At 73.0% G+C, this 18,702-nt stretch carries 19 protein-coding genes; 11 read left to right on the top strand and 8 right to left on the bottom strand.

All coding sequences use genetic code 11. From position 1 onward, the window contains the following. Window positions 1–681: 681 nt before the first annotated feature. Together ACI79U_RS07760 and ACI79U_RS07755 are read right to left on the bottom strand one after the other, a co-directional pair. Complete coding sequence (locus tag ACI79U_RS07760) at window positions 682–1,008, bottom strand: helix-turn-helix transcriptional regulator (protein WP_457066374.1); 327 nt, start codon at window positions 1,006–1,008, stop codon at window positions 682–684. Between the two features lie 214 nt (window positions 1,009–1,222). Further along, the gene (locus ACI79U_RS07755) at window positions 1,223–1,552 is read right to left on the bottom strand and encodes a helix-turn-helix transcriptional regulator (protein ID WP_457066372.1); all 330 of its coding nucleotides are present in this window, start codon (window positions 1,550–1,552) and stop codon (window positions 1,223–1,225) included. Between the two features lie 245 nt (window positions 1,553–1,797). Between ACI79U_RS07755 and ACI79U_RS07750 the strand changes: the two genes are divergently transcribed. The 6 genes from ACI79U_RS07750 to ACI79U_RS07725 all read left to right on the top strand — a co-directional run bounded on the left by ACI79U_RS07750 (window position 1,798) and on the right by ACI79U_RS07725 (window position 7,429). Further along, entirely contained in the window at window positions 1,798–2,391 is a 594-nt protein-coding gene (locus ACI79U_RS07750; protein ID WP_457066370.1) for a hypothetical protein, read from the top strand. Then, window positions 2,388–4,010, top strand: coding sequence for a Mu transposase C-terminal domain-containing protein (locus ACI79U_RS07745; RefSeq protein ID WP_457066368.1), 1,623 nt, complete (start codon window positions 2,388–2,390; stop codon window positions 4,008–4,010). The genes ACI79U_RS07750 and ACI79U_RS07745 overlap by 4 nt, the downstream gene beginning before the upstream one ends. Next, window positions 4,007–4,765, top strand: coding sequence for an AAA family ATPase (locus ACI79U_RS07740; RefSeq protein ID WP_457066366.1), 759 nt, complete (start codon window positions 4,007–4,009; stop codon window positions 4,763–4,765). The genes ACI79U_RS07745 and ACI79U_RS07740 overlap by 4 nt, the downstream gene beginning before the upstream one ends. Continuing rightward, complete coding sequence (locus ACI79U_RS07735; RefSeq protein ID WP_457066364.1) at window positions 4,762–6,051, top strand: hypothetical protein; 1,290 nt, start codon at window positions 4,762–4,764, stop codon at window positions 6,049–6,051. Before ACI79U_RS07740 ends, ACI79U_RS07735 begins: the two co-directional genes overlap by 4 nt. Then, window positions 6,048–6,866 (top strand): helix-turn-helix domain-containing protein, encoded by an 819-nt coding sequence (locus ACI79U_RS07730; protein WP_457066362.1) that lies wholly within the window; start codon window positions 6,048–6,050, stop codon window positions 6,864–6,866. The genes ACI79U_RS07735 and ACI79U_RS07730 overlap by 4 nt, the downstream gene beginning before the upstream one ends. A gap of 128 nt (window positions 6,867–6,994) precedes the next feature. Next, entirely contained in the window at window positions 6,995–7,429 is a 435-nt protein-coding gene (locus tag ACI79U_RS07725) for a hypothetical protein (RefSeq protein WP_457066360.1), read from the top strand. A 207-nt stretch (window positions 7,430–7,636) separates the two neighbouring features. Here the strand turns inward: ACI79U_RS07725 and ACI79U_RS07720 are convergent, their stop codons facing one another. The 3 genes from ACI79U_RS07720 to ACI79U_RS07710 form a co-directional block, all read right to left on the bottom strand. Then, entirely contained in the window at window positions 7,637–8,107 is a 471-nt protein-coding gene (locus tag ACI79U_RS07720; protein WP_457066358.1) for a hypothetical protein, read from the bottom strand. A gap of 197 nt (window positions 8,108–8,304) precedes the next feature. Then, entirely contained in the window at window positions 8,305–9,690 is a 1,386-nt protein-coding gene (locus ACI79U_RS07715; protein WP_457066356.1) for a DUF4041 domain-containing protein, read from the bottom strand. A gap of 150 nt (window positions 9,691–9,840) precedes the next feature. Further along, window positions 9,841–11,061 carry a hypothetical protein gene (locus ACI79U_RS07710; protein WP_457066354.1) on the bottom strand — a complete coding sequence of 407 codons (1,221 nt, stop codon included), beginning with the start codon at window positions 11,059–11,061 and terminating at the stop codon, window positions 9,841–9,843. 299 nt (window positions 11,062–11,360) lie between these two features. Between ACI79U_RS07710 and ACI79U_RS07705 the strand changes: the two genes are divergently transcribed. Continuing rightward, the gene (locus ACI79U_RS07705; protein ID WP_457066352.1) at window positions 11,361–11,618 is read left to right on the top strand and encodes a helix-turn-helix domain-containing protein; all 258 of its coding nucleotides are present in this window, start codon (window positions 11,361–11,363) and stop codon (window positions 11,616–11,618) included. A gap of 524 nt (window positions 11,619–12,142) precedes the next feature. Continuing rightward, a complete protein-coding gene (locus ACI79U_RS07700; protein WP_457066350.1) occupies window positions 12,143–12,928 on the top strand; it encodes a hypothetical protein in 786 nt (261 codons plus the stop codon). Between the two features lie 139 nt (window positions 12,929–13,067). On the opposite strand, the gene ACI79U_RS07695 is transcribed toward ACI79U_RS07700, so the two are convergent. Further along, window positions 13,068–14,153 (bottom strand): DUF3644 domain-containing protein, encoded by a 1,086-nt coding sequence (locus ACI79U_RS07695; protein ID WP_457066348.1) that lies wholly within the window; start codon window positions 14,151–14,153, stop codon window positions 13,068–13,070. 132 nt (window positions 14,154–14,285) lie between these two features. Here ACI79U_RS07695 and ACI79U_RS07690 point away from each other — a divergent pair, with 132 nt between their 5' ends. Then, entirely contained in the window at window positions 14,286–14,825 is a 540-nt protein-coding gene (locus ACI79U_RS07690) for an SLATT domain-containing protein (protein ID WP_457066542.1), read from the top strand. Window positions 14,826–14,832: 7 nt separating this feature from the next. Beyond that, a complete protein-coding gene (locus ACI79U_RS07685; RefSeq protein WP_457066346.1) occupies window positions 14,833–15,702 on the top strand; it encodes a nucleotidyltransferase domain-containing protein in 870 nt (289 codons plus the stop codon). 31 nt (window positions 15,703–15,733) lie between these two features. On the opposite strand, the gene ACI79U_RS07680 is transcribed toward ACI79U_RS07685, so the two are convergent. Further along, a complete protein-coding gene (locus ACI79U_RS07680; RefSeq protein WP_457072620.1) occupies window positions 15,734–16,477 on the bottom strand; it encodes a hypothetical protein in 744 nt (247 codons plus the stop codon). A 317-nt stretch (window positions 16,478–16,794) separates the two neighbouring features. Further along, window positions 16,795–17,388, bottom strand: a complete 594-nt coding sequence (locus ACI79U_RS07675) for a M23 family metallopeptidase (protein WP_457066342.1) — start codon at window positions 17,386–17,388, stop codon at window positions 16,795–16,797. A gap of 336 nt (window positions 17,389–17,724) precedes the next feature. Here ACI79U_RS07675 and rpsB point away from each other — a divergent pair, with 336 nt between their 5' ends. Continuing rightward, complete coding sequence (rpsB, locus tag ACI79U_RS07670) at window positions 17,725–18,690, top strand: 30S ribosomal protein S2 (RefSeq protein WP_457066340.1); 966 nt, start codon at window positions 17,725–17,727, stop codon at window positions 18,688–18,690. Window positions 18,691–18,702: the final 12 nt, after the last annotated feature.

The raw sequence follows: 18,702 nt of genomic DNA, 5'->3' as shown, positions 1-18,702 counted from the left end.
TGTGGTTGTTCGACACGGTGCTGGACGGGCCCCACCGCGCAATCGCCCCCTGGTGGTTCATCCGCGCTCCTCGGCCCGTCGTGTTCGGCGCAGGCTAGAGGCAGGGGCGGACAATCCCGCTTCAAAGCGAGCCTGTGTCGGACCGGAACGTCGTGTTGCGGCCGTGTTCGGCGGCGGCGCCACCTGGGGATCGGCTGCGCGGAGCTCGTTCCCTTGCCGATGAGGCGTGGTCAGTCGTACTCGGCCGTAGCCGCAGTGAAGTCCTCGCGGCACCGACACAACCGGGAACTGCGCGAGGTCGCCGACCACCTGGTCGTCACCGGGCCCGCCTGCGTGCAGCAGCGGCCGGACACCAGCGACCCGGGGCGGGGCGGGCTGGGCTTTCGGTGCCGCGAACCGCGAACTCTGGCTGCGAACGCGACTGCGGGCGCGGTGGGGCACGCCGCCAAGGTGCCCTCCCGAGTGGGGCGCGGGGTAGCTACTGCAGCGTCACCTGGCAGGGAGACCGACAGTCAGGTGGCGACCAGGTAGTCCATGGCCGCGGAAGCTGCCGTCACCAGAACAACCGTGCTACGACAAGAGACGGTGCCGCAGTCGCCCCTGCACCGAACCGGTCAGCTGCCGGCGCCGGGCAGCCACACCCAGACGAACGCGCTCTCCGGCGGGCCGGCGGCGCGGCGGTCAGAAGTCGTCATCGACGGCTCCGGCCCGGATCCGCTGCGGGAGCAGGGCGAGGGTGCGGCGGTTGTCCGCGGCCCGCGCGGCGGTGGCGGCCGGGCCGCCGATCAGATCGATCCCGAGGACGGTGGCTGCCTCGACCGCGACGCCGAGGGTGACCGACGGTGCCCCCTTCTCCACGGCACGGATGGTGCCGAGCGCCACCCCGACTCGCTCGGCGAGCGCGGTCTGGGACCAGCGGCGCTCGCGGCGGACCCGGGCGATCTCCGAGCCGAGAGCGGCGCAGACGTCGCGCGTGGGCGCGGAGTAGACCGTCACGCGACGGGGCATCGGACACACCTTCCCCGGTTGCCAACCTATTGCTCATTACGGCCCGTAATGAGCAATAGGTTGTAAGTGTAGGGCCGTGGTGACCAGTGCGGACGGCGCGCACACTCCGACGGGGTGGTCATCTGCCCCCCATGCCGTGGCGGCGCCTGGGTGGGGGCGGTGAGCGAGGGTCAGCGCTGCGCGGTTGGGCTGCCGGAGCCCCGCCACGGGGTGGTCACGCCCGCGGACCCATGCTGCCCTGTGGATCTGGCCGCAGGTGGCTGTCCAACCCCAGCACGATCGCGATGCGGTGCACGGTGACCGCGTCGGCCCAGCTCTGCCCGTTCTCCAGGTCGCTGACCGTCTGCCGGCGCAGTCCGGCCCAGCGGGCAACAGTGTGTGCCGACAAGTGCGCCCGCTCCCGCCGCACCCGCAGGGTCACTGCAGCCTGGTTGAGGCGGCGCAACGCCTCATCGCGCACCGGGTGGCCGGTGTCGAACTCCGCAGTGCCCTCCTTCCAGCTGCCCGTGCTCACCCACGCGATCGGCGGGTGGGTCCGGGTCATGCCCGCACGTTCACATCCAAGCGGTGCTGCGCGCTCCTCCCGACACGAACGGTGCGCGGTAGCGCACACGACCTGTCCGCGCTAACCGACTGCCGGACGTGCTGCTTCCGAACGGTCCGGTACATGACCTGCGCACACACCACTCGACCCTCGGCAAGCAGCCCGGGGTTGCGCCCGGCGGCCGATCTCCGCAAGATCCACCTCGGGGGAGCCGAACACACGTTCGAATACTGGGAGGATGTGTCGTGGCCGCAGCGCCCCTGCTCGACCCGCTCGCGCGCGAACCGGAGCCTCCGGTGAACGGCGCCGCATCCCGGGCCGAGCTCACCGACCGGGTCCGCCGCGTGCTGCCGCGACTGCTCGCCGACCACCGCTGGCCCGCCCCGCAGCAGCTGCCCGAGCTGCTGCCGGTGCACGTGGGTGCGGTACTGGCAGAGCGCCCGCTGTTCCGTTTCGACCGCACCGCCAGCATCCGCATCCAGGGCGCGGCGGCGACCTACTGCTGGAACTACCTGCCCGACGACGCGTGGCGGCTGGTCGAGCTGCCACCTGCCGCAGCGGAGGGCAGCGACGAGGACGTCGCGGCCCCGCTGATCTGGATCGGGTCGCGCGGCGTGGTCGCCGACCGCATCTACACCGGCCTGCACCGGGGCATCCCGACTCTCGCCGCGACCTCCTGGGAGTGGGCCGCGGAGTGGTCGCCGCTGCTGCCGGCACCGATCACCGCGGTCCGCGTGCTGCCGCTGGCGCAGCAGCCGGCCGCGCGCGTGGCCACCGCCGACGGGGTCACCCCGCTGGCCGGCAGTGGCTTCGACACCCTGGGTGGGGTGTGGCGATGAGCCGCAAGACGCACCGGCACGTGCTGCCCGAGGTGCGCGACGCGCTGGCCACCGAGCTGCGTGCGACCCGCGCCGCACACGGCGGCAGCCTGCCCACGCCGCTGGTCGAGCAGTTCGCCCGCCAGTACGACCTCTCCGTCCGCACCGTGCACCGGCTGGCTGCCGACCCCGGCGCGGTGCCCACCCAGCGGAGCAGGTTCGCCCTCACCGACGACCAGGTCGCAGCCGTCTCCGCCGGCCCCAACCGGAAGAAGGTGTGGGAGGCCGAGGTCGCCGCCGGCCGCTGCCCCGTCGGCTACCCGCAGTTCATCCGCGCCTGCAACGCCGAGGACCCTGCGGTGTTCGACGGGGCACGGCGCGGGCTGACCGCGATGGCGTCCAAGCAGGCGTACCTGCTGTGCGAGAGCGCCGCCCGCAACGACATGTGGATCATCGACCACTACGAGGTGCCGGTCTTCGTGCACTGGCCCGGGTACCGCAACCCGGTCAAGCCGTGGCAGACGACCCTCATCGACGACAAGCACCGCACCGTTATGGGCGCGATCTGGTGGCCGAAGGCGCCCACCGCGGAGCAGACGGTCGCCGCTGTCGCGGCCGCCGTCCGCGGGTTCACCGAACCCGGCGGCGGGGCGTTCGTCGGTGGGTCGCCACAGATCCTGCTGATGGATCAGGGCGCGGAGATGATCGGCGAGGTCGCCGCCGCGGCGTACCTGGCGATGCGGATCGATCCGCAGCCGGCGCCTGCGCGCGCACCGTGGGTGAAGGGCAAGCTGGAGACCTTCCACGGCAACGTCCTGGACCCCGGCTACGCCACCTTCCCCGGGCGGACCGGTGGTCCGGTCGACAGCGCTGGCCGCCAGATCCTCACCACGCCGGACAGCGAACTTCTGAGCCGCGAGGAGTTCCGGACCCGGGCCTGGGCGCTGCTGGCCGCCTACAACGTCACGCACGCGCACAGCGCCCTGGACGGGCAGAGCCCCCTGGAGTCGTGGCTGGCCGACGACGCGCCGGTCCGCCGGATCGACGACGCGATCCTGCGCCAGTACTGGCTCACCGCCGACCGGACGGTGTCGGGCAAGGGCGTGCACATGCACGCCCGGCCCTACCAGGCGCCGCAGCTGACCCATGAGGGCGGCCGCGTGCTGCAGGTCCGGTACGTGCCCGACGACGAGACCTTCGTCGACGTGCAGCTGTCCGACGGCCGGTGGGAGCGGGCCGTTCCGCACCCGCTGCCACCGACCATGGCCAACGAGCTGCTGGCGCGCCGCGCCGCGCAGACCCGGCGGGTGCGGACCATCCACGGAAAGGCCCGTCAGCTGTCCGCCGAGGCGCACGCCGCCGCCCGGTCTGCTCCCACCCCGACGCCGGCCGCCCCGGGCACTGTCCCGCCGGCCGCGGCTACGCCGGTCGCCCCCACGGCGACTCCGCCGGCCGCAGCCGCGGCGGACGACGCGCAGTCCCGTCAGCGGCCGCAGCGCCGGTCCACCAACACCCGCGGTGGCGGCCCCCAGTCCATCCCCGATGCGCCGCCTCCGCCGGCCGCCCCGACGGCCCCGGCACCCCCGGCGCGTCTCCGCCCGCGGCGCCACAGCCGCCCCGACCCGGACACCACCTCATGAGCACTCCGCACGCCGACGCTCGGCGCCCCCGCTACATCGCACCCCCGGGCGCGGCCACCGTGCCGCTGCCGTTCCATGACGAGCTCGAAGACGCGCTGACCGAGATGGTCGACGTCGCCGGCGCGGTCGCCGTCCACGGACCGACCGGCGTCGGGAAGACGTTCTCCATCCAGCTGGTCAGCGCCCGCCTGGGCGTGCCGACGGTCATCACGCGGCTGGGTCCCCGCCCGGGCACGACGAAGGTCGTGCGCCGCATCTACGCCGACGTCACCGGGCACACTCCACCGCTGCGTGCCGCCGACGCCGAACGACGACTGGAGGAGGTGCTCGGCGAGCGGCCGCGCATCCTGGTCGTCGACGAGGCGCAGAAGCTGGGCCGGGCGGGCATCGACCAGCTGATCCACCTGCACGAGCACCCCGACGCCCAGTTCACCCTGGTGCTCATCGGCATGGGCCTGCAGGTCACCCTCGACGCCCACGAAGAGCTCGACGGCCGGTTCGGCCGGTCGGTGGCGTTCCAGCGGCTCCGCGACGACGCACTGCTGGCCTGGCTGGCCGCCTACCACCCGCTGCTGGCCCGCACCGCGCCCGACCTGCTGCGCCGTACCGACAACCGGCACTGGAAGGGCAACCTGCGCCGCTGGGCGCAGACCGCGCACGCCGCGTACAACCGCGTCGCCGACCCCGACGTCGACGGCCTCAGCGAGGACGTGCTCGACGACGCCGTGCACGCGGTGAAGGCGAGGCCGGTGTGAGCGCCCGTATCCGTGTGTGCCGCGACCGACTGGACACCACCGAGGTGCGGTGGCTGCTGGGCTGCACCGACGTCACGGCCGGCCGGGTCGTGCTCCGGCCGAGCAGCCAGGCCGCGGTCGGCGCCACCGTCGTCAGCGATCTGCTCGACGCCCTCGGCATCACCGGCACCCAGCGGCGAACCGATCGGGCCCACCAGAGCGTGCTGGACCACGTGCTGCCGTGGCTGCTGGCCTACCGGATCCGGGACCTGGTCGTCCACGGCTACACCTCGATGACGCTGGACGCGCTGCGGTTGCTGCTGGACCTCACCGACGCCACCGGGGTGCGCCTGTGGCTGACGGGACGAACGACCGACGAGCGGCTGCAGATCGCCACCGCGCGCGGGGCGACCACCGCCACCTGGACCGAGGTCCACGCCGCACTCACCGCCACCGCGGCCCAGCCCACGGACAACCCCGACGCCGAGGGCCCCGACGTCGCGTGGGTGTGTCCACCGGTCCCGGCCGATGACTTCCTCACCTTCCGCGCTGCCGCCCGCGCCACCCTGCCCGCCGAGCAGTTGACCGCCGTGGACGCGGTCTACCTGGCCACCCTCACCGAGGCGCGAAGCCGCCTGGCCGGCCCACTCGCCGGCGACGGCACGCTGGCCGATGACCAGCTGCCCGGCGGCCGGCCGCTGCTGGCCCGGGACCGGCTGGAGGCCACCGTGGCGCAGTACCTGCACACCCTGGTCATGCGCAGCGCCACGGCCGCCGAGCTCACCGTCCGCCTCCGGGCCGCGCAGACCGCGGCGTTCCACCTGGGGTGGCAGCTGCAGGTTCGCCTGGAGCGGCTGGTGAACACCGCCAGCGCCCCCTCGGCCGCGGCCGCTCGTAGCCGGTCCACCTGGCAGGTGCTGCGGCTGTACCGCGATCCGGTCATCGGCGCGACGCTGGTGCTGACCGCGCTCGGCTGCGACGTCGCCACCATGCTCGCCCTGCCCGCCGCGGCCGTCGCCGCCGACGGCAGCACCGTCACCGTGCACGGAGCCCCGCTGCCGACCCCGCCGGGCGCCGCGGTGCTGCTGCGCGCTCAGCGGTTCGCCGGGCAGCTCACCGGCCGGTCACCGGCCGAGCCGTTCCTGCACGCCGCCGGCGAGCCGGTCACCGACGCCAAGATCGCCAGCATCGTCCACGCGGCCGTGAAGGACGCCGGCGTCCCGTTGGCCTCCCGGGTGGTCGACCACACCTGGAACGGCCGCCAGTGGCTGACCCGGTGGGGCGTGACCCTGCAGGAGGTGTCATGACCGGGCACGCCGCGCAGCTCAACGCCGAGTTCATCCAGGCGCGCCGCATCGAGCTGAACATCCTGGTCCGCACGGTCGCCGACGCCCTGGGCATGTCCGACTCGGGATGGCGGTACGTCGAGGCCGGCGTCAACCGCGACGGCCTGACCCTCGCTCAGCTCGGCGTGCTCGCCGAGCTGCTCGCCGTCCCCCTCACCGACCTGCTCGCCTCCGCCGACAGCTCGCAGCAGGCCCCCACCCCGTCGCCGGCCGCCGACGTGGACTCCCTCGAGCGGCGCCTGGGCACGCTGCTGTTCGTCGCCGGCCACGCCGTCCCGACCGGGGTCCTCGCTGACGTCCTGCACGTCACCACCGACCAGATCCTGACGGCCCTCGACGCGCTCCGGGAGCGGCTCGCACCAGCCGGGCTGGTGGTCAGCCAGCGCAAGCATGCCGACGCCACCCTGGTGCCTGAGCCAGGGTCGCTGCGCGACAGCGCGGTGCGGGACCTGCTGCGCCGCGGTGAGCAGCGGGGGTCGCTGCCCTCGACGGCCGCTCGGACGCTGCAGCTGCTTGCCCGCGGCCAGACGCTGCCCCCGCGGCCCACGAAGGACGAACAGCTGCAGCTGGCGTCGCTGCTCCGCGCCGGCTGGGCGCAGACCGGCGCCAAGCGCCGCTCCGGCCCGCAGGGCGTCGAGCTGCATCCCGACGTGCGGTTCTCCCTCGCCCTCGACGAGGGCTACGACTGCCAGCCCGCGACCGCCACCGTGCACTCCATCGCCAACCGGAAGCGGCTGCCCCACCTGGTCGAGGACCCCGACGAGGTGACGCGGTGAGCATGCCCGCGCCACCGCCCGCGGACGAGTACGCGCGGCCGGGGACCGGCGGGACCCGCGCGGGCGGGGGCAGCTCGTGCACCGGTCCAGCGCCCGAACCGTCCGGCACCACCACCAGGGAGAGGCACATGTCAGCCGACGAGGACAACCGGGGAACCGACGACATCGCGTTCGCGCCCGGCCGCGGCGACGCCGAGCAGGCCGACGCGGAAAGGATCTTCGCCGCCCCGCGCGCCACCGGCAGCGCCCGGCGCCGGCAGGCAGCCCCGACCGCGCCGACCAGGGACGGGAACCCGGCGCCGATGCTGCCGCTGTGCCCGGTGCTGCTGGCCGACGCGCACGTCTGCCTGCTCCCGCTGGTCGACGAACACGACTGTCCGCACCGGCAGCCGGGCGCGGCACCCGCGGCCGTGGCCGACCTCGTCACAGAGCTCCGCCGGCAGGTCGGCGAGGCCCGGACGGTCGCCGGCGCCGTGGCCGCCGAGCTGCGGCACCTGCTCGGCGACCGTGGCTTGGCAGCGGTCCTCCACGAGGACCCGTGGTGGCTGGTCCCCGGCCGCTGATCTGATCGACCGGTACACGCAGTGGGCGGGGGCAGCCAGCTGCCGCAACGCCGTGAGTCGCGGCCTGTAGGCGTCGTCCGCGCCGGCCTCCAGGCCGAGCTGTGAGGCCAGCAGGCCACCGCCGCGTGCTCGTTCCCGGACATGGATGCCGGCGGGCCGCCCTACCGTGCTCGGCCTGCCCTCCTCAGTGCTGGACGGTCGAGCTGATCAGTCCCACCACAGGCCGACGGCGACGGTGCCGGCAGGCCACGGGCCGACCAGCAGCGCCGGGCCGGCGCCCGTCCAGGTCGGCTCCGGCGCTGCCCACGACGGCCAGGCCTCGGCGACGGCTGCCTCCAGTGCACCGGGAGCGTCGCCGGTCGCCGGCCACGCGCCAGCGATCCGCTCGGCCAGCGTCCGGGCGGATGCCACCTCGACCTGGATGCCGTCGAACACGACCAGGCCGCGGCCGGGAGTCAACGAGCCGACCAGCCGGGCACCCAGGTGGCTGGCCTGCTCGACCAACCAGGTCATGGGCGGCTGCACCCGGTTGAGTCGGGCGGCAGCCAGGTCGGCGGGCAGGTGCTGCAAGGCGCGGTCGGCGACCGCCGGTGGTACGTCGAGCAGTCGCGTCGCCTGGTCAGGGTCGGCGTAGCCGCACAGCAGCGCGCGCAGCTCCTCAGCGGCGGGTGCGCTCATCGGTCACCCCGGTCAGGGAGGCGGTGCTGGCAGCAGTGGTGCTCAGAGTGCCGGGTCGGAGACCCCTTGGCCAGGTCAGGTACCTGGAGTGTGGGCCCCATCCGGGCTGCGGCGGGCGACGGCCAGGTGGCCGTCGCCCTGTGGACGACCGAGCAGTTCGTCGGTGTACGCGCCGTCGTGGGCGGCATCTGGAACGGTCAGCGGGCCGGTTCTCCACGGACGCTGTCCGGCCAGCTGGACAGGCTCTGGAAGTACTGCTCGGCCTCGGGAGTGGCCGCGTACTCCAGCAGGTTGCCCAGCTTGTCGGCGAGGACGTCGCGGACCTCCTCCGGTGTGGCGAAGAAGAACTCCCGGCGCGGGTTGGCGTGGTTGAGCCGCCTGGTTGCGAACGCGTTGTGCAGCTCGTTCTCCAAGGTGACCGCGTCGTCGGAGAAGTGCAGCACGTGGACGTCGAACGGGAACGGCACCGACGCATCACCCAGCTCACGGATCCGGTCCATCGGTTCCAGCCGGCGGGTCATGCCGATCTTCACGACCGACTTGCCGAACGCGCCGATGTTGCTGATGACGTAGACGTACCCGGCGCGGATGTTGGCCGCACGGAAGTCGTTCTCCTGGATAGCCGCATCGATCTGCGCCAGCCGGCCCTCCAGCTCCGCGACCTCGGCCGTCGCTCCCTGGGCGCGCAGCGCGGCAAGAGTGTTGGCGTAGTGGGCGCGTTCCTTGTCCAGCTTCTCCCGTTGGGCGGCCAGTTCCTGCTCGGCCTTGCGCTCCTCGCGCAGCCGTTCACGCTCTTCGCGGGCGGCCTCCCGTTCCTCCTGCTGCTTGAACAGGTAGTCGGCGGTCAGCTCCAGCTCGGTGATGCGCAGCGCGTGGTACTGCGGGGACACCCGCATCTCCATCATCTTGCCCAGCCGGGCGATGGTGTTCGCGGCGGTTTCCAGCCGCTTCGTCGCGGCGGAAAGTGCGCCGGCGCGCAGCGCGCGGACGCAGTTGTCAGCCTCGGCGTTGTACGCCCGCAGCATCAGCTTGGAGAAGTCGGCGGTCATCTTCCGGCCGGCCGCCAGGGAGTTGTTGAAGGAGAACCGGTCGGAGGCCTCGATGGCCTCGCCGGCCTTGACCGTCTCCTTGATCTGGTCGCGCAGCTCGGCCAGCCGCTCGCGGTACAGCTCGGCGTTCTCCAGCGGGTGGTGGTAGTGGTAGATGCCGACCTGCTGCAGCAGTCGGGCGTCATCGAGCTCGACGAAGTCGTCGTCCCCGCCGGGGCGCTGCTCCCGCGCTCGGCGGTCGGCGTCGGCCAGCTGCCGGCGCAGCCCATCGACTTCGGCTTCCAGCTCCCGGATGCGGACAGCTTGACTGGGCGGCGGCGGTGGTGCGGGCGCGGCAGCGAGGACGGTGTCGTCAGGCTCGGGAGCCGCATGCCGTGCCGACGCGACCGGCGCCGGCTCCGGGGCCGGCTCCGGGGCGGAGGCGGCCGGCGCCGGCTCCGGGACCGGTGTCGGGGCGGAGGCGGCCGGCGGGGGCTCCGGGGCCGGTGTGGGGGCGGCAGGCGGGGGTGGGGGCGCGGGCGTCTCGTCGGGCACCCAGAACGTCCATCCGGACGGCGCCGGTGTCCAGCTCGGGTCGGGCACCCAGCCCTCCGGTGGCACCCACCCGGGCGGAGGGGTCGGCCAGCCGGGCGGGGTGTTGAAGCGGAAGCCGTGCATCGCAGATCGCCTCGCTGTTCGGGCCGGTCAGTGGGCGCGGACGCCGGCGGCGAGCTTGATCGGGGTGAGCGCGTGCGGGTTCTTCGACACCACCGCGCCCAGGTGGCGCAGCGTCTCGGCCGGTGCGACGCGGCGCAGGTCGATGTCTTCGAACGTGGCCCGGTCGACGGCGACAGCGATCAGTGGAGTCGCAGTGTCCTTGCCGGTGGCCGGGTCGACGTGGGCGACCGACCCGACCAGGGAGATGCTGGCGACCTTGCCGCCCCGGTCGGCCTCCCACACCTCGTGCAGCGTCCGCAGCGTCATGTTGTTGACCAGGGCGGCGTACCGGTCCTTCTGCTCCTTCTGCGTCTGCGCGGTGGAGGTGATCTCGTCGCTGGCGCGGACGTACTTGAAGGCCCGCTCGGTGGGCAGGTCATCCGGCGCGGGGAACTGCAGCTCGATGGTCAGCTCGCGGGTGTCGGCGTCGTGGCTGTACGCCGGCGGCCACGGCCACTCGGCCGGGTAGACGGAGTTGCCGAAGACGATGCCGAGGTACTCCTCGATGGCCTCGGGCGTGCCGAGCTCGAGGTCGCGGATGAGTTCATCCAGGGCGGCGTTGGACTCGTCTGCCTCCCGCTGCCGCTCAGCGCACTCGGTGTCGTAGCGGGCCCGGTCAGCCGCCAGGGCCGCCTGACGGGCGTCCTCGGCCTGCTTGTGTTCGGACAGCTGCGCCAGCTGCTGCATCGGCACCGCCGCAGCGGCCTGCTGCCACTGGGCATGCACCTGGGCGAACTCGGCCTGCGCGGCGGCGACGGCCTCGGCGTGCTTCTTCTTGCCCCCGAACACCGCGCCCACGCCGCGGGGCGCCTCGGGCTCGACGAACACCGGCTCCGGCGGCACCTGGACCGGCGCCGGCGGCGGCACCGGAGAGCTGTTCGGGGACTGGAACGGCGGGTGCTCGGCGACGACCCGGAGGCGCTCGAGGTCGACGTAGTCGTCGACCTCGAGGGTTGCGGCCAGGACGTTGTCGATGTCGGCCAACTGCAGAGCGAGCTCGCCGTTGAGCCGCTCGACCTCGGACTCCTGCGCCTCCCGGTGGAGGCGCTGCCGCTCCATCTCGGCCATCTTCGCCTCGTGCGCCGACTGACGGTCAGCTGCGCGGACAGCCTGCTCGTACTGCCGCTGCGCCCGCTCGGCCTCCCGCTGCCGCTGCGCCTGAGCGCGCACCGCGGCGACCTGGGCCCGCTGCCGGTTCTTGTCTGCCACTGCCGCCTGATGTGCCAACTCAGCGAAGATGCCGCGCCTGCGTGCCATGGGGTGCCTCCGACGGTGCTCGGTGTCGCCGGTGTCACCTCCAGCGCGCGATGCGCGCCTGCGGAAGGAGCCAGCTCGTCGGCGGGAGCCTAGGCGACCAACGAGACCGATCCGTACGTCAACGGCCACGCTGTGCGCTGCCCCGTCACAACTGCCTCGCCAGTTGCAGCAGGCTCGCACGCCGCAGGCATCGGTCGCTGCTCACCTCAGCGGGGGACGCGGTCACCGGGGCGCGTGGCTACCGTTTCCCCGTGCCGTACCCGCCGCGCCCGCAGCTGCGCCCGCTGCCGGAGTTCGCCGGCACGGCCACTTCGCGACCGGACCCGGCGGTGCAGGCGCGGGTCGAGGCCTTCATCGTCGAGCAGTACGTCGGCGGCCGGAGTCTCCGCGAACTGTCCGAGCTCACCGACCGGTCGTTCAGCGCGGTGCGCAACATCCTCGCCAAGCACCGCGTCCACCGCCGAGGCGCAGGCGCCGTCGCCCTGCGCGACGGGCCGGCTGAGCCCTAGCTGTGTTGTGCCATGACGCTATTGGCGCGCCATAGCCCCGCATCTACCGTGCGGGGTGGGGGTCCGGTGGCGGCAGTCCGGCGCGGTACTGAATGTCCGCGAGAGCGTCTCGCGGGATGTCCCCGGGGGACACCCGCTGCAGATCCCGGGGAGCGAACACGTGGAGACCAGTGCCCACCTGTACAACCAACAGCCCGCCGTAGGGCAGAGTCTCCCCGACCACGCCGAAGGGCGGCTTGCCGTCCGCCTGGTCATCGCCGTGCGCGAGTATCCGCACGTAGTCCCCTTGCTTCAGGGCGCCTTCCTCGCCCCCGCCTGGCTCGACCATGTCGCGCAGGCTAACGCTCGGTCGGTACGCCACCTACTGGCGGCTCTGCGTCGCCGACAACGTCATGAAGTAGTGCGCCTAGCAGTTGTCCCCGTCGGGCAGTTGGACGAACGGCAGCCAGACGGCAGCCCATCTCACCGGACCTCACCGTCCCGGGGAGGACCTGCGCTGAAGGCACCGGGCCGACGCTGCGGTCATGAACTTCACGACGCTGGCGTTCAGCCCGCCGCTGCCGATCGCCGCCGACGTCGTGCGAAGCTCCCCGCCCGTGTCGGTCCTCGTCGTCGCCGTGTCCAACCAGACCGTGGCCCTGGCCGCCGACCGGATTCACGTCGACCTCAGCGCTGCGCCCCCGATGGTGCGATACGACGAGGTCAAGGCCTTCCGTGGGCCGCACCTGGTGACCGGCATCGTCGGGGTCACCGACGCCGCCGCCGGCTCGCTGGGCACCGCCATCGCCAACTGCGCGGGCGAGAAGACGGTCGCGGCCGCCCTGGAGCGCTTCGCCGCCGAGACGACGCCATGGCTGCCCGGCATCGCCGCCCAGTGGCGTGCCGCTGTCGGCTCGACCGATCCCGTCGAGCAGATGGCGACCGCAGTCGTCGGCGGCATCGTCAACGGGCGACCCGTCGCGTTCGCGCTGCAACCGACGATGCAGGCCGGTCAGCTGCGCTGGCGGGAGTCCGCACCAATGCTCGCCTCCGGCGGCGAGTCGTTCATCAACGCCTACGGCGTCGTCGACGCCACGCTGCTGGCGGCGACCACACCCCACGCCCAGCGGTACGCGACCGGCAGGGTGTTCGGGCCGATCCCGCAGCGCCGGCCGGATCACCGGGTACCGCCGATGGAGCTGCTCCAGCACACCTTCGACCTGGTCGCCGGCGCAGTGAGCCGCGAAGGCAGCATCCCGCGACCGCCGGGCTGGCCCGCCGGGGTCCCCGTCCTCGGGGGTCAGCCGGTCCTGCGCGCTGTAGACGCCTGAGTGCCAACCGCACAACCGGAAGCCGGTACCGCCGGTGCCGAGGCCGCCCGGCGCGCGATGGCGTAGTCCGCGGCCGCCGTGCCGCAGCACCGGCCCACGCCTGCGGTGAAGGCGTGAGAGCGGAGTGCTGGGGAGCCGGTCAACTCGGCGGCTGCTCGACGTCGTTGACCTTGGGCTCGAAGCCCAGGAGCTCGCGGAAGCCGGCCTCGGACCGGCACTCCTTGACCAGCTTCTTCACGTACGCCGCGGTGTAGCCGTAGTCGTGGTGCCGCTCGTCGTAGAGGCAGTACTTCTCGTCGGTCTTCTCCGGGTGCGGGTCGTTCTTGTCCGGCCGCACGCCCAGTGCCTTCCACGCCCGCACGAAGTGACCCATGTGGAAGACGAACGGGATCTGCTCGTCAACCTGGGCGACGACCGCAGCTGCCTTGAGGTAGCCCAGGCCGATCACTCCGCGCTTCTGCTCGCGCACGACGACCAGGCCCTTCTTGCCGATCGCCTCGACCGCGGCGCGCTGCTCCTCGTCGAGTTCGTCGAAGCGGGTGAACTGCACGGCGAGTGCGTCCGGGTCCTTGGGCGCGAGCTCCTGCAGCACCCGTAGGCGGAGTTCGTAGCGGGGGTCGGCGGTGACCGACTCGTCGAGCTGGGCGTCGTACTCGGCGATGAACGTGCGCAACGCCGCGGGCAGCTGGGCGCGCAGCCGGCGCAGGGTCTGCTCCCCGGCGTCGGTGAAGGAGCCGACGAACAGCGGGAAGCGCAGCCGGGTTGCCAGGGACGAGTCCGCACCGAACTGGCCGGTGACCTCCTCCTCGTAGTTCAACAGCAACGCCTGGGCCTGACCGCCGACCGCGGCAGCGAGCGCCTCCTGGTGGCGGGCGTACCGGTGCTCGATCTTGTTGCGCAAGGCGATGAAGAAGCCCAGGTTCGCCCGCACCGGGTCACTGCTGTCGGGCCAGCGGTGCTGCACGCAGGTGGCCAGCTCCCACCGCTTGGGCTCTCCGTCGACCTTGACCAGCCGGCGGGTGCGGCCCTCGGGCCGCCAGTACCGGTAGTCCACGCCGTCGCGGGTCAGCTCGGCGTGCAGCAGGTACAGCCACGCCAGGTGCATGTGGACGACGAAGCTCTCGAACGAGCGCGGCTCGGCTGGGTCGTTGTACAGCCGGACGGCCAACTGCGCCTCGTCCCGGGAGGCCTCGACCATCTGCATGAACCGGGGCGGCGGTGCCACGGGGCCTCCTCACAGTGCCTGCCCAGCAGGGTAGGCGCGCTCACCCGCTCACCCGCTCACCCGCGCAGATCGCTGCTCAACCGTGCTGTAGGGGGCGGGATTGTCGGTACCCGCGGATAGCTTCACCTGGTGATGCACGACGGACCGGCCGGGGACACCGAGGCGGAGGCTCGCCGACGGTCAGCGATCGAGGATGAGCTGCGCCGACTGGAGGAGAGCGCGATGTACAGCGCGCAGATCCAGTTCGAGCAGGCGAAGCGCTGGCGCGGGGTGAACCTGGCCCTCGGCGTCCCGGCCAGCGCGCTGGCCGCGCTGTCTGGTGCCACCGCGCTGGCCAGCACCACGGGACGCGTGGCCGCCGGCATCATCGCCCTGGTCGCAGCCGGCTTCGGCGGCATCCTCACCACGGTCAACGCCGCGCACCGCACCACGCAGGCCTCCGCGGCGGCCAACGCGTACCTGGAGGTCCAGACCGCCGCCCGGCAGGCGCGGCTGGTCGACCTGCCGCACCTGACCATCGAGGAAGCCCGAGCTGTCCTGGCCGAGCTGACCTCCCGCCGCGACGAGCAGAACAAGACCGCCGAGCCGCCCAGCCGTCGGGCCTACCGGCGCGGGTCGAAGAACATCCAGCGCGGCGCGCAGAGCTACGCCGTCGACAAGCCGAAGGACTGAAGGCAACGTGGCTCGCAGCGTCTACGAGGGGTTCGACACGTTCCTGGGGTGGCTGACTCCGCTGGACAGCCACCGCACTGCGGCCACCCGGCACCGCGGAAGCGTCGAAGGGTCGCTGCGCCGCGCGATGGAGGTGCTGAGCTTCCGCCAGACCGGGTCCTTCTGGCACGGCACCGGGGTGCGCCACCACTGCGACGTCGACCTGATGGTCAGCATCGGCGGCGACCGGCCGGGCAGCTCAGACACCGCGCTGCGGTGGGTGCGCGACGCGCTGACCGCCAGCTTCCCGACCACCCCGGTCTACGTGAGCAGGCCGGCGGTCGTGGTCGACTTCGCCGGCGGCGACGAACGATGGGAGGTCATTCCCGGGTTCATCACCGGCCGCGGCGGCGCCGACCACCTCGTGTGGGACATCCCCGCACCCGGCGGCGGGTGGATCGACACCGCACCGGTCGCGCACCTCGACTACGTCAACGAGTGCAACCAGCAGCCCGGCGCCGTCGGCGGGGCGAAGAAGCTGGCCCGGCTGCTCAAGGCTTGGAAGTACTACAACAGCGTCCCGATCTCATCGTTCTACCTGGAGATGCGCGCGGCGCAGCACATGGCGACCCAGTCGAGCTTCTTGGCGCCGTGGGACCTTTCGCTGATCCTGAGCAGCCTCAACGGCCACCAGCTGGCCGCGATGCGCGACCCCAAGCAGGTCGCGGGCCAGTTCCAGCCCTGCTCGTCATCAGCAAGCAAGACCGAGGCCCTGTCCAAGCTGTCCACCGCCGCCACGCGGGCGAGCAAGGCGCTGGCCGCCCACAACAAAGACGACGCCGACACCGCCTTCGCCTACCTGCAGCTGCTGTTCAACGGCCACTTCCCCGCGAGGTAGGCGCCGCACCGGTCGATGCCCGCCGTGAGGGTCAGTGCCGTCCCACGGTCACCGGAGGTGGCACGAACGCCTCGACAGGCCCGGCCCCACCGGGGCCGATGAGCACCTGATCGTGATCGATCGACACGAGGTTCGGGTGTCGCAGGCTGACGGCCGTCACGGCGTGTCCGAGCCGGGCACCTGCATCGGCCAGGCCGCCAGCCGCAGCGTCAGCGACGGCGAGCTGCAGGTCCGGCAGGACCGAGGCCGGGCCGTAGGCGGTGCCGGGCCCGGGTACCAGCGTCAGCAGGCACTCGCCGGCGGCAGGCAGACCGACGGCGTACAGGCGCGTCCGGTCGCCGGACCAGCCGGCGACGAGCGCGACGACCAGCATCGGGACACCGAACGGCGGCACGACCGCGGCCGCCCCCCACGGCGCTGCGGCTGCCCGCAGGGTGCCTGCGGCGCGCTCGAACATCTCCAGCAGCTCACCGGCGACCGTGAGGGCATCACCGCCCACCAGCGCCGTAGCCGCCGTCAGCAGGTCGGCGGCTGGGCCGTCTGCCGGATGCCCGGTGCCGACGAAGCCGGCCAGCGCGACCGCGGTGCCGCCGGCCGCGGCGGCGATCTTCGTCCGGTTCGGCAGTGGCGCATACACGCCTGCAGCGATCTGCCGCCCGGGATCGACCGCCGCGCGGTCGGCCACCAGCAGCACACCTTCGTCGGTGACCACACCCGCGATGACCGTCACGGACAAGCAGAGTACGAACACCGGCGGCGGCTGCCAGCTCAACATGCAGGCAGCGTCGGCCCAGAACTGCGGCGGGGGTGCTATCCGGCCAGCGCGCGAATGCTCTACCGGATGTGTTCGAGGAGCCGGGTGACCGGGCGCAGGTCGGAGCTGCTCACGCGGATGGTGGCGGTCAGCTCGCGCGGGGACGCCCAACTCCGCCGGCGTAGGTGACGCCGGCGACCCGAACACCGAGAACCCCGCGCCGTCCCTGGGGAGGCGCGGGGTTCCGTGCGTGTGGCCGCCCCGAGTCTGCCCGGCCGCCGGTTGGCACGAGCAGCCCTTGGCACAGGCAGCGATTGGCACAAGCAACTCTTGGCAGCTCATGCAACCATTGGCAACGAGGCAGCCTTTGGCACGAGCAACTTCTGTGCCATTTCCATGCAACTGCTCATCCGCGGCGGGCGCAGCAGCGTCAGCGGGTCCAGGTAGACCTCGCCCCGGCGTGCCCCCCAGTGCAGGCACGCCTCGACCGGGCAGCCGGCGTGCCCCGCGGCGAGGGTGCCCAGCGGGGATCCGCGCGCCACCGCCTGGCCGGCGGCCACCGCCGGCTGCACCGGCTCGTACGTGGTGCGCAGGCCATCGGCGTGCTCGACGCTCACCACCGGCCGGCCGGCCACCATCCCGGCGAACGCGACCACCCCGTCCCCGGCGGACAGCACCGGGCCGCCGGCGGCACCCCGGAGGTCCACCCCGCGGTGCCCGGCCGCGTACCGGGTCGGCGGGGGATCGAAGGCCCGGGACACCTCGGGGGCGCCCGGCAGCGGCCAGCCCCACACCCCGGCCGGGACCGCCGCCGTGGACGGTGCGGCGGGTGACGGAGCGGTCGGGGGAGCGGGCCGGGCCGCCGCCGCGCCGGGCCCCAGCGCGGCACCGGCGACGACGGCGAGCAGCACGAGCAGACGGGCGACGGTCACCCCGCCGACCCTGGTGCCCGTTCCGCCCGCAGGGTGGCCGGCCGCCACGGTTGTGGACGGCGGGCGGCCCTGGGGACGACCCGCGCGGGGCGTCCCTCCCGACCGCGTATGCTTGCCGATGCGGCTCGCTCCGGCGGGTCGACTTCGCGTGTCCGCGTCCCGCTGCTCGTGCACCTCGACGAGCCCGGCGGGGAGCTCGTCACCTCGGTCCCGTCCTCGCGACGGGTCGGTGACGCGATCCGGACACCAGGGCGGCGCACCACCCGGTGCCCGCGACAACCGGCACAGCGCGGCCCGGCCCCGGCCGTCCGCGCACGAGAAGGAAGGCGGCGCCTCGTGGCAGTCGTCAGCATGAAGAACCTGCTCGACAGCGGGGTCCACTTCGGGCACCAGACCCGTCGCTGGAACCCGAAGATGAAGCGCTTCATCTTCACCGAGCGCAACGGCATCTACATCATCGACATCCAGCAGACGCTGGGTTACATCGACCAGGCCTACGAGTTCGTGAAGCAGACCGTCGCCCACGGCGGTTCGATCATGTTCATCGGGACCAAGCGCCAGGCGCAGGAGGTCATCGCCGAGCAGGCGACCCGCGTCGGCATGCCCTACGTGAACCAGCGCTGGCTGGGCGGCATGCTCACCAACTTCCAGACGGTCTACAAGCGTCTGGCCCGGCTCAAGGAGCTCGAGGACCTCGAGCAGACCGGCGCGCTGGTCAGCCTCTCCAAGAAGGAGCAGCTGGTCGTCTCCCGCGAGAAGGCCAAGCTCGAGCGCTCCCTCGGCGGCATCCGCGACATGCAGAAGGTGCCCAGCGCCGTCTGGATCGTGGACACCAAGAAGGAGCACATCGCCGTCGGCGAGGCCCGGAAGCTGGGCATCCCGGTCGTCGCGATCCTCGACACCAACTGCGACCCCGACGAGGTCGACTACAAGATCCCGGGCAACGACGACGCGATCCGCAGCACCGCGCTGCTCACCCGCGTGATCGCCGACGCCGTCGCTGAGGGCCTGATGGCCCGCTCGGCCGCGCAGGCCAACGCCGGCCGCACCGAGGACGGCGCCCCGGCCGGTGCCGCGGCCGAGCCGCTGGCCGACTGGGAGCGCGAGCTGCTCACCGGCCAGTCCGGTGACGCCCCGGCCGCCGAGGCCCCGGCTGTCGAGGCCCCGGCGGCCCCGGCCACCGAGCTGCCCGAGACGCCGGCCGCCCCGCCGACCGTCACCGCCGACGAGGTCGCCCCGGTCGAGGGCGTGCCCGCCACCGGCGACACCGCCACCGGCACCCAGAACGCCCAGAACGGCTGACCGGTCGGCGCC

The organism is Modestobacter sp. SYSU DS0904 (genome assembly GCF_054051115.1).
Note: the sequence above shows the minus strand (reverse complement) of the source record. Positions and strands in the feature narration are given on the sequence as shown.

What these genes read in the sequence shown, in the direction of transcription:
- ACI79U_RS07760 (WP_457066374.1), bottom strand. Translation starts at nt 1,008, where the DNA reads ATGCCCCGTCGCGTGACGGTCTACTCCGCGCCCACGCGCGACGTCTGC.
- ACI79U_RS07755 (WP_457066372.1), bottom strand. Translation starts at nt 1,552, where the DNA reads ATGACCCGGACCCACCCGCCGATCGCGTGGGTGAGCACGGGCAGCTGG.
- ACI79U_RS07745 (WP_457066368.1), top strand. Translation starts at nt 2,388, where the DNA reads ATGAGCCGCAAGACGCACCGGCACGTGCTGCCCGAGGTGCGCGACGCG.
- ACI79U_RS07740 (WP_457066366.1), top strand. Translation starts at nt 4,007, where the DNA reads ATGAGCACTCCGCACGCCGACGCTCGGCGCCCCCGCTACATCGCACCC.
- ACI79U_RS07730 (WP_457066362.1), top strand. Translation starts at nt 6,048, where the DNA reads ATGACCGGGCACGCCGCGCAGCTCAACGCCGAGTTCATCCAGGCGCGC.
- ACI79U_RS07725 (WP_457066360.1), top strand. Translation starts at nt 6,995, where the DNA reads ATGTCAGCCGACGAGGACAACCGGGGAACCGACGACATCGCGTTCGCG.
- ACI79U_RS07720 (WP_457066358.1), bottom strand. Translation starts at nt 8,107, where the DNA reads ATGAGCGCACCCGCCGCTGAGGAGCTGCGCGCGCTGCTGTGCGGCTAC.
- ACI79U_RS07700 (WP_457066350.1), top strand. Translation starts at nt 12,143, where the DNA reads ATGAACTTCACGACGCTGGCGTTCAGCCCGCCGCTGCCGATCGCCGCC.
- ACI79U_RS07690 (WP_457066542.1), top strand. Translation starts at nt 14,286, where the DNA reads ATGCACGACGGACCGGCCGGGGACACCGAGGCGGAGGCTCGCCGACGG.
- ACI79U_RS07680 (WP_457072620.1), bottom strand. Translation starts at nt 16,477, where the DNA reads ATGTTGAGCTGGCAGCCGCCGCCGGTGTTCGTACTCTGCTTGTCCGTG.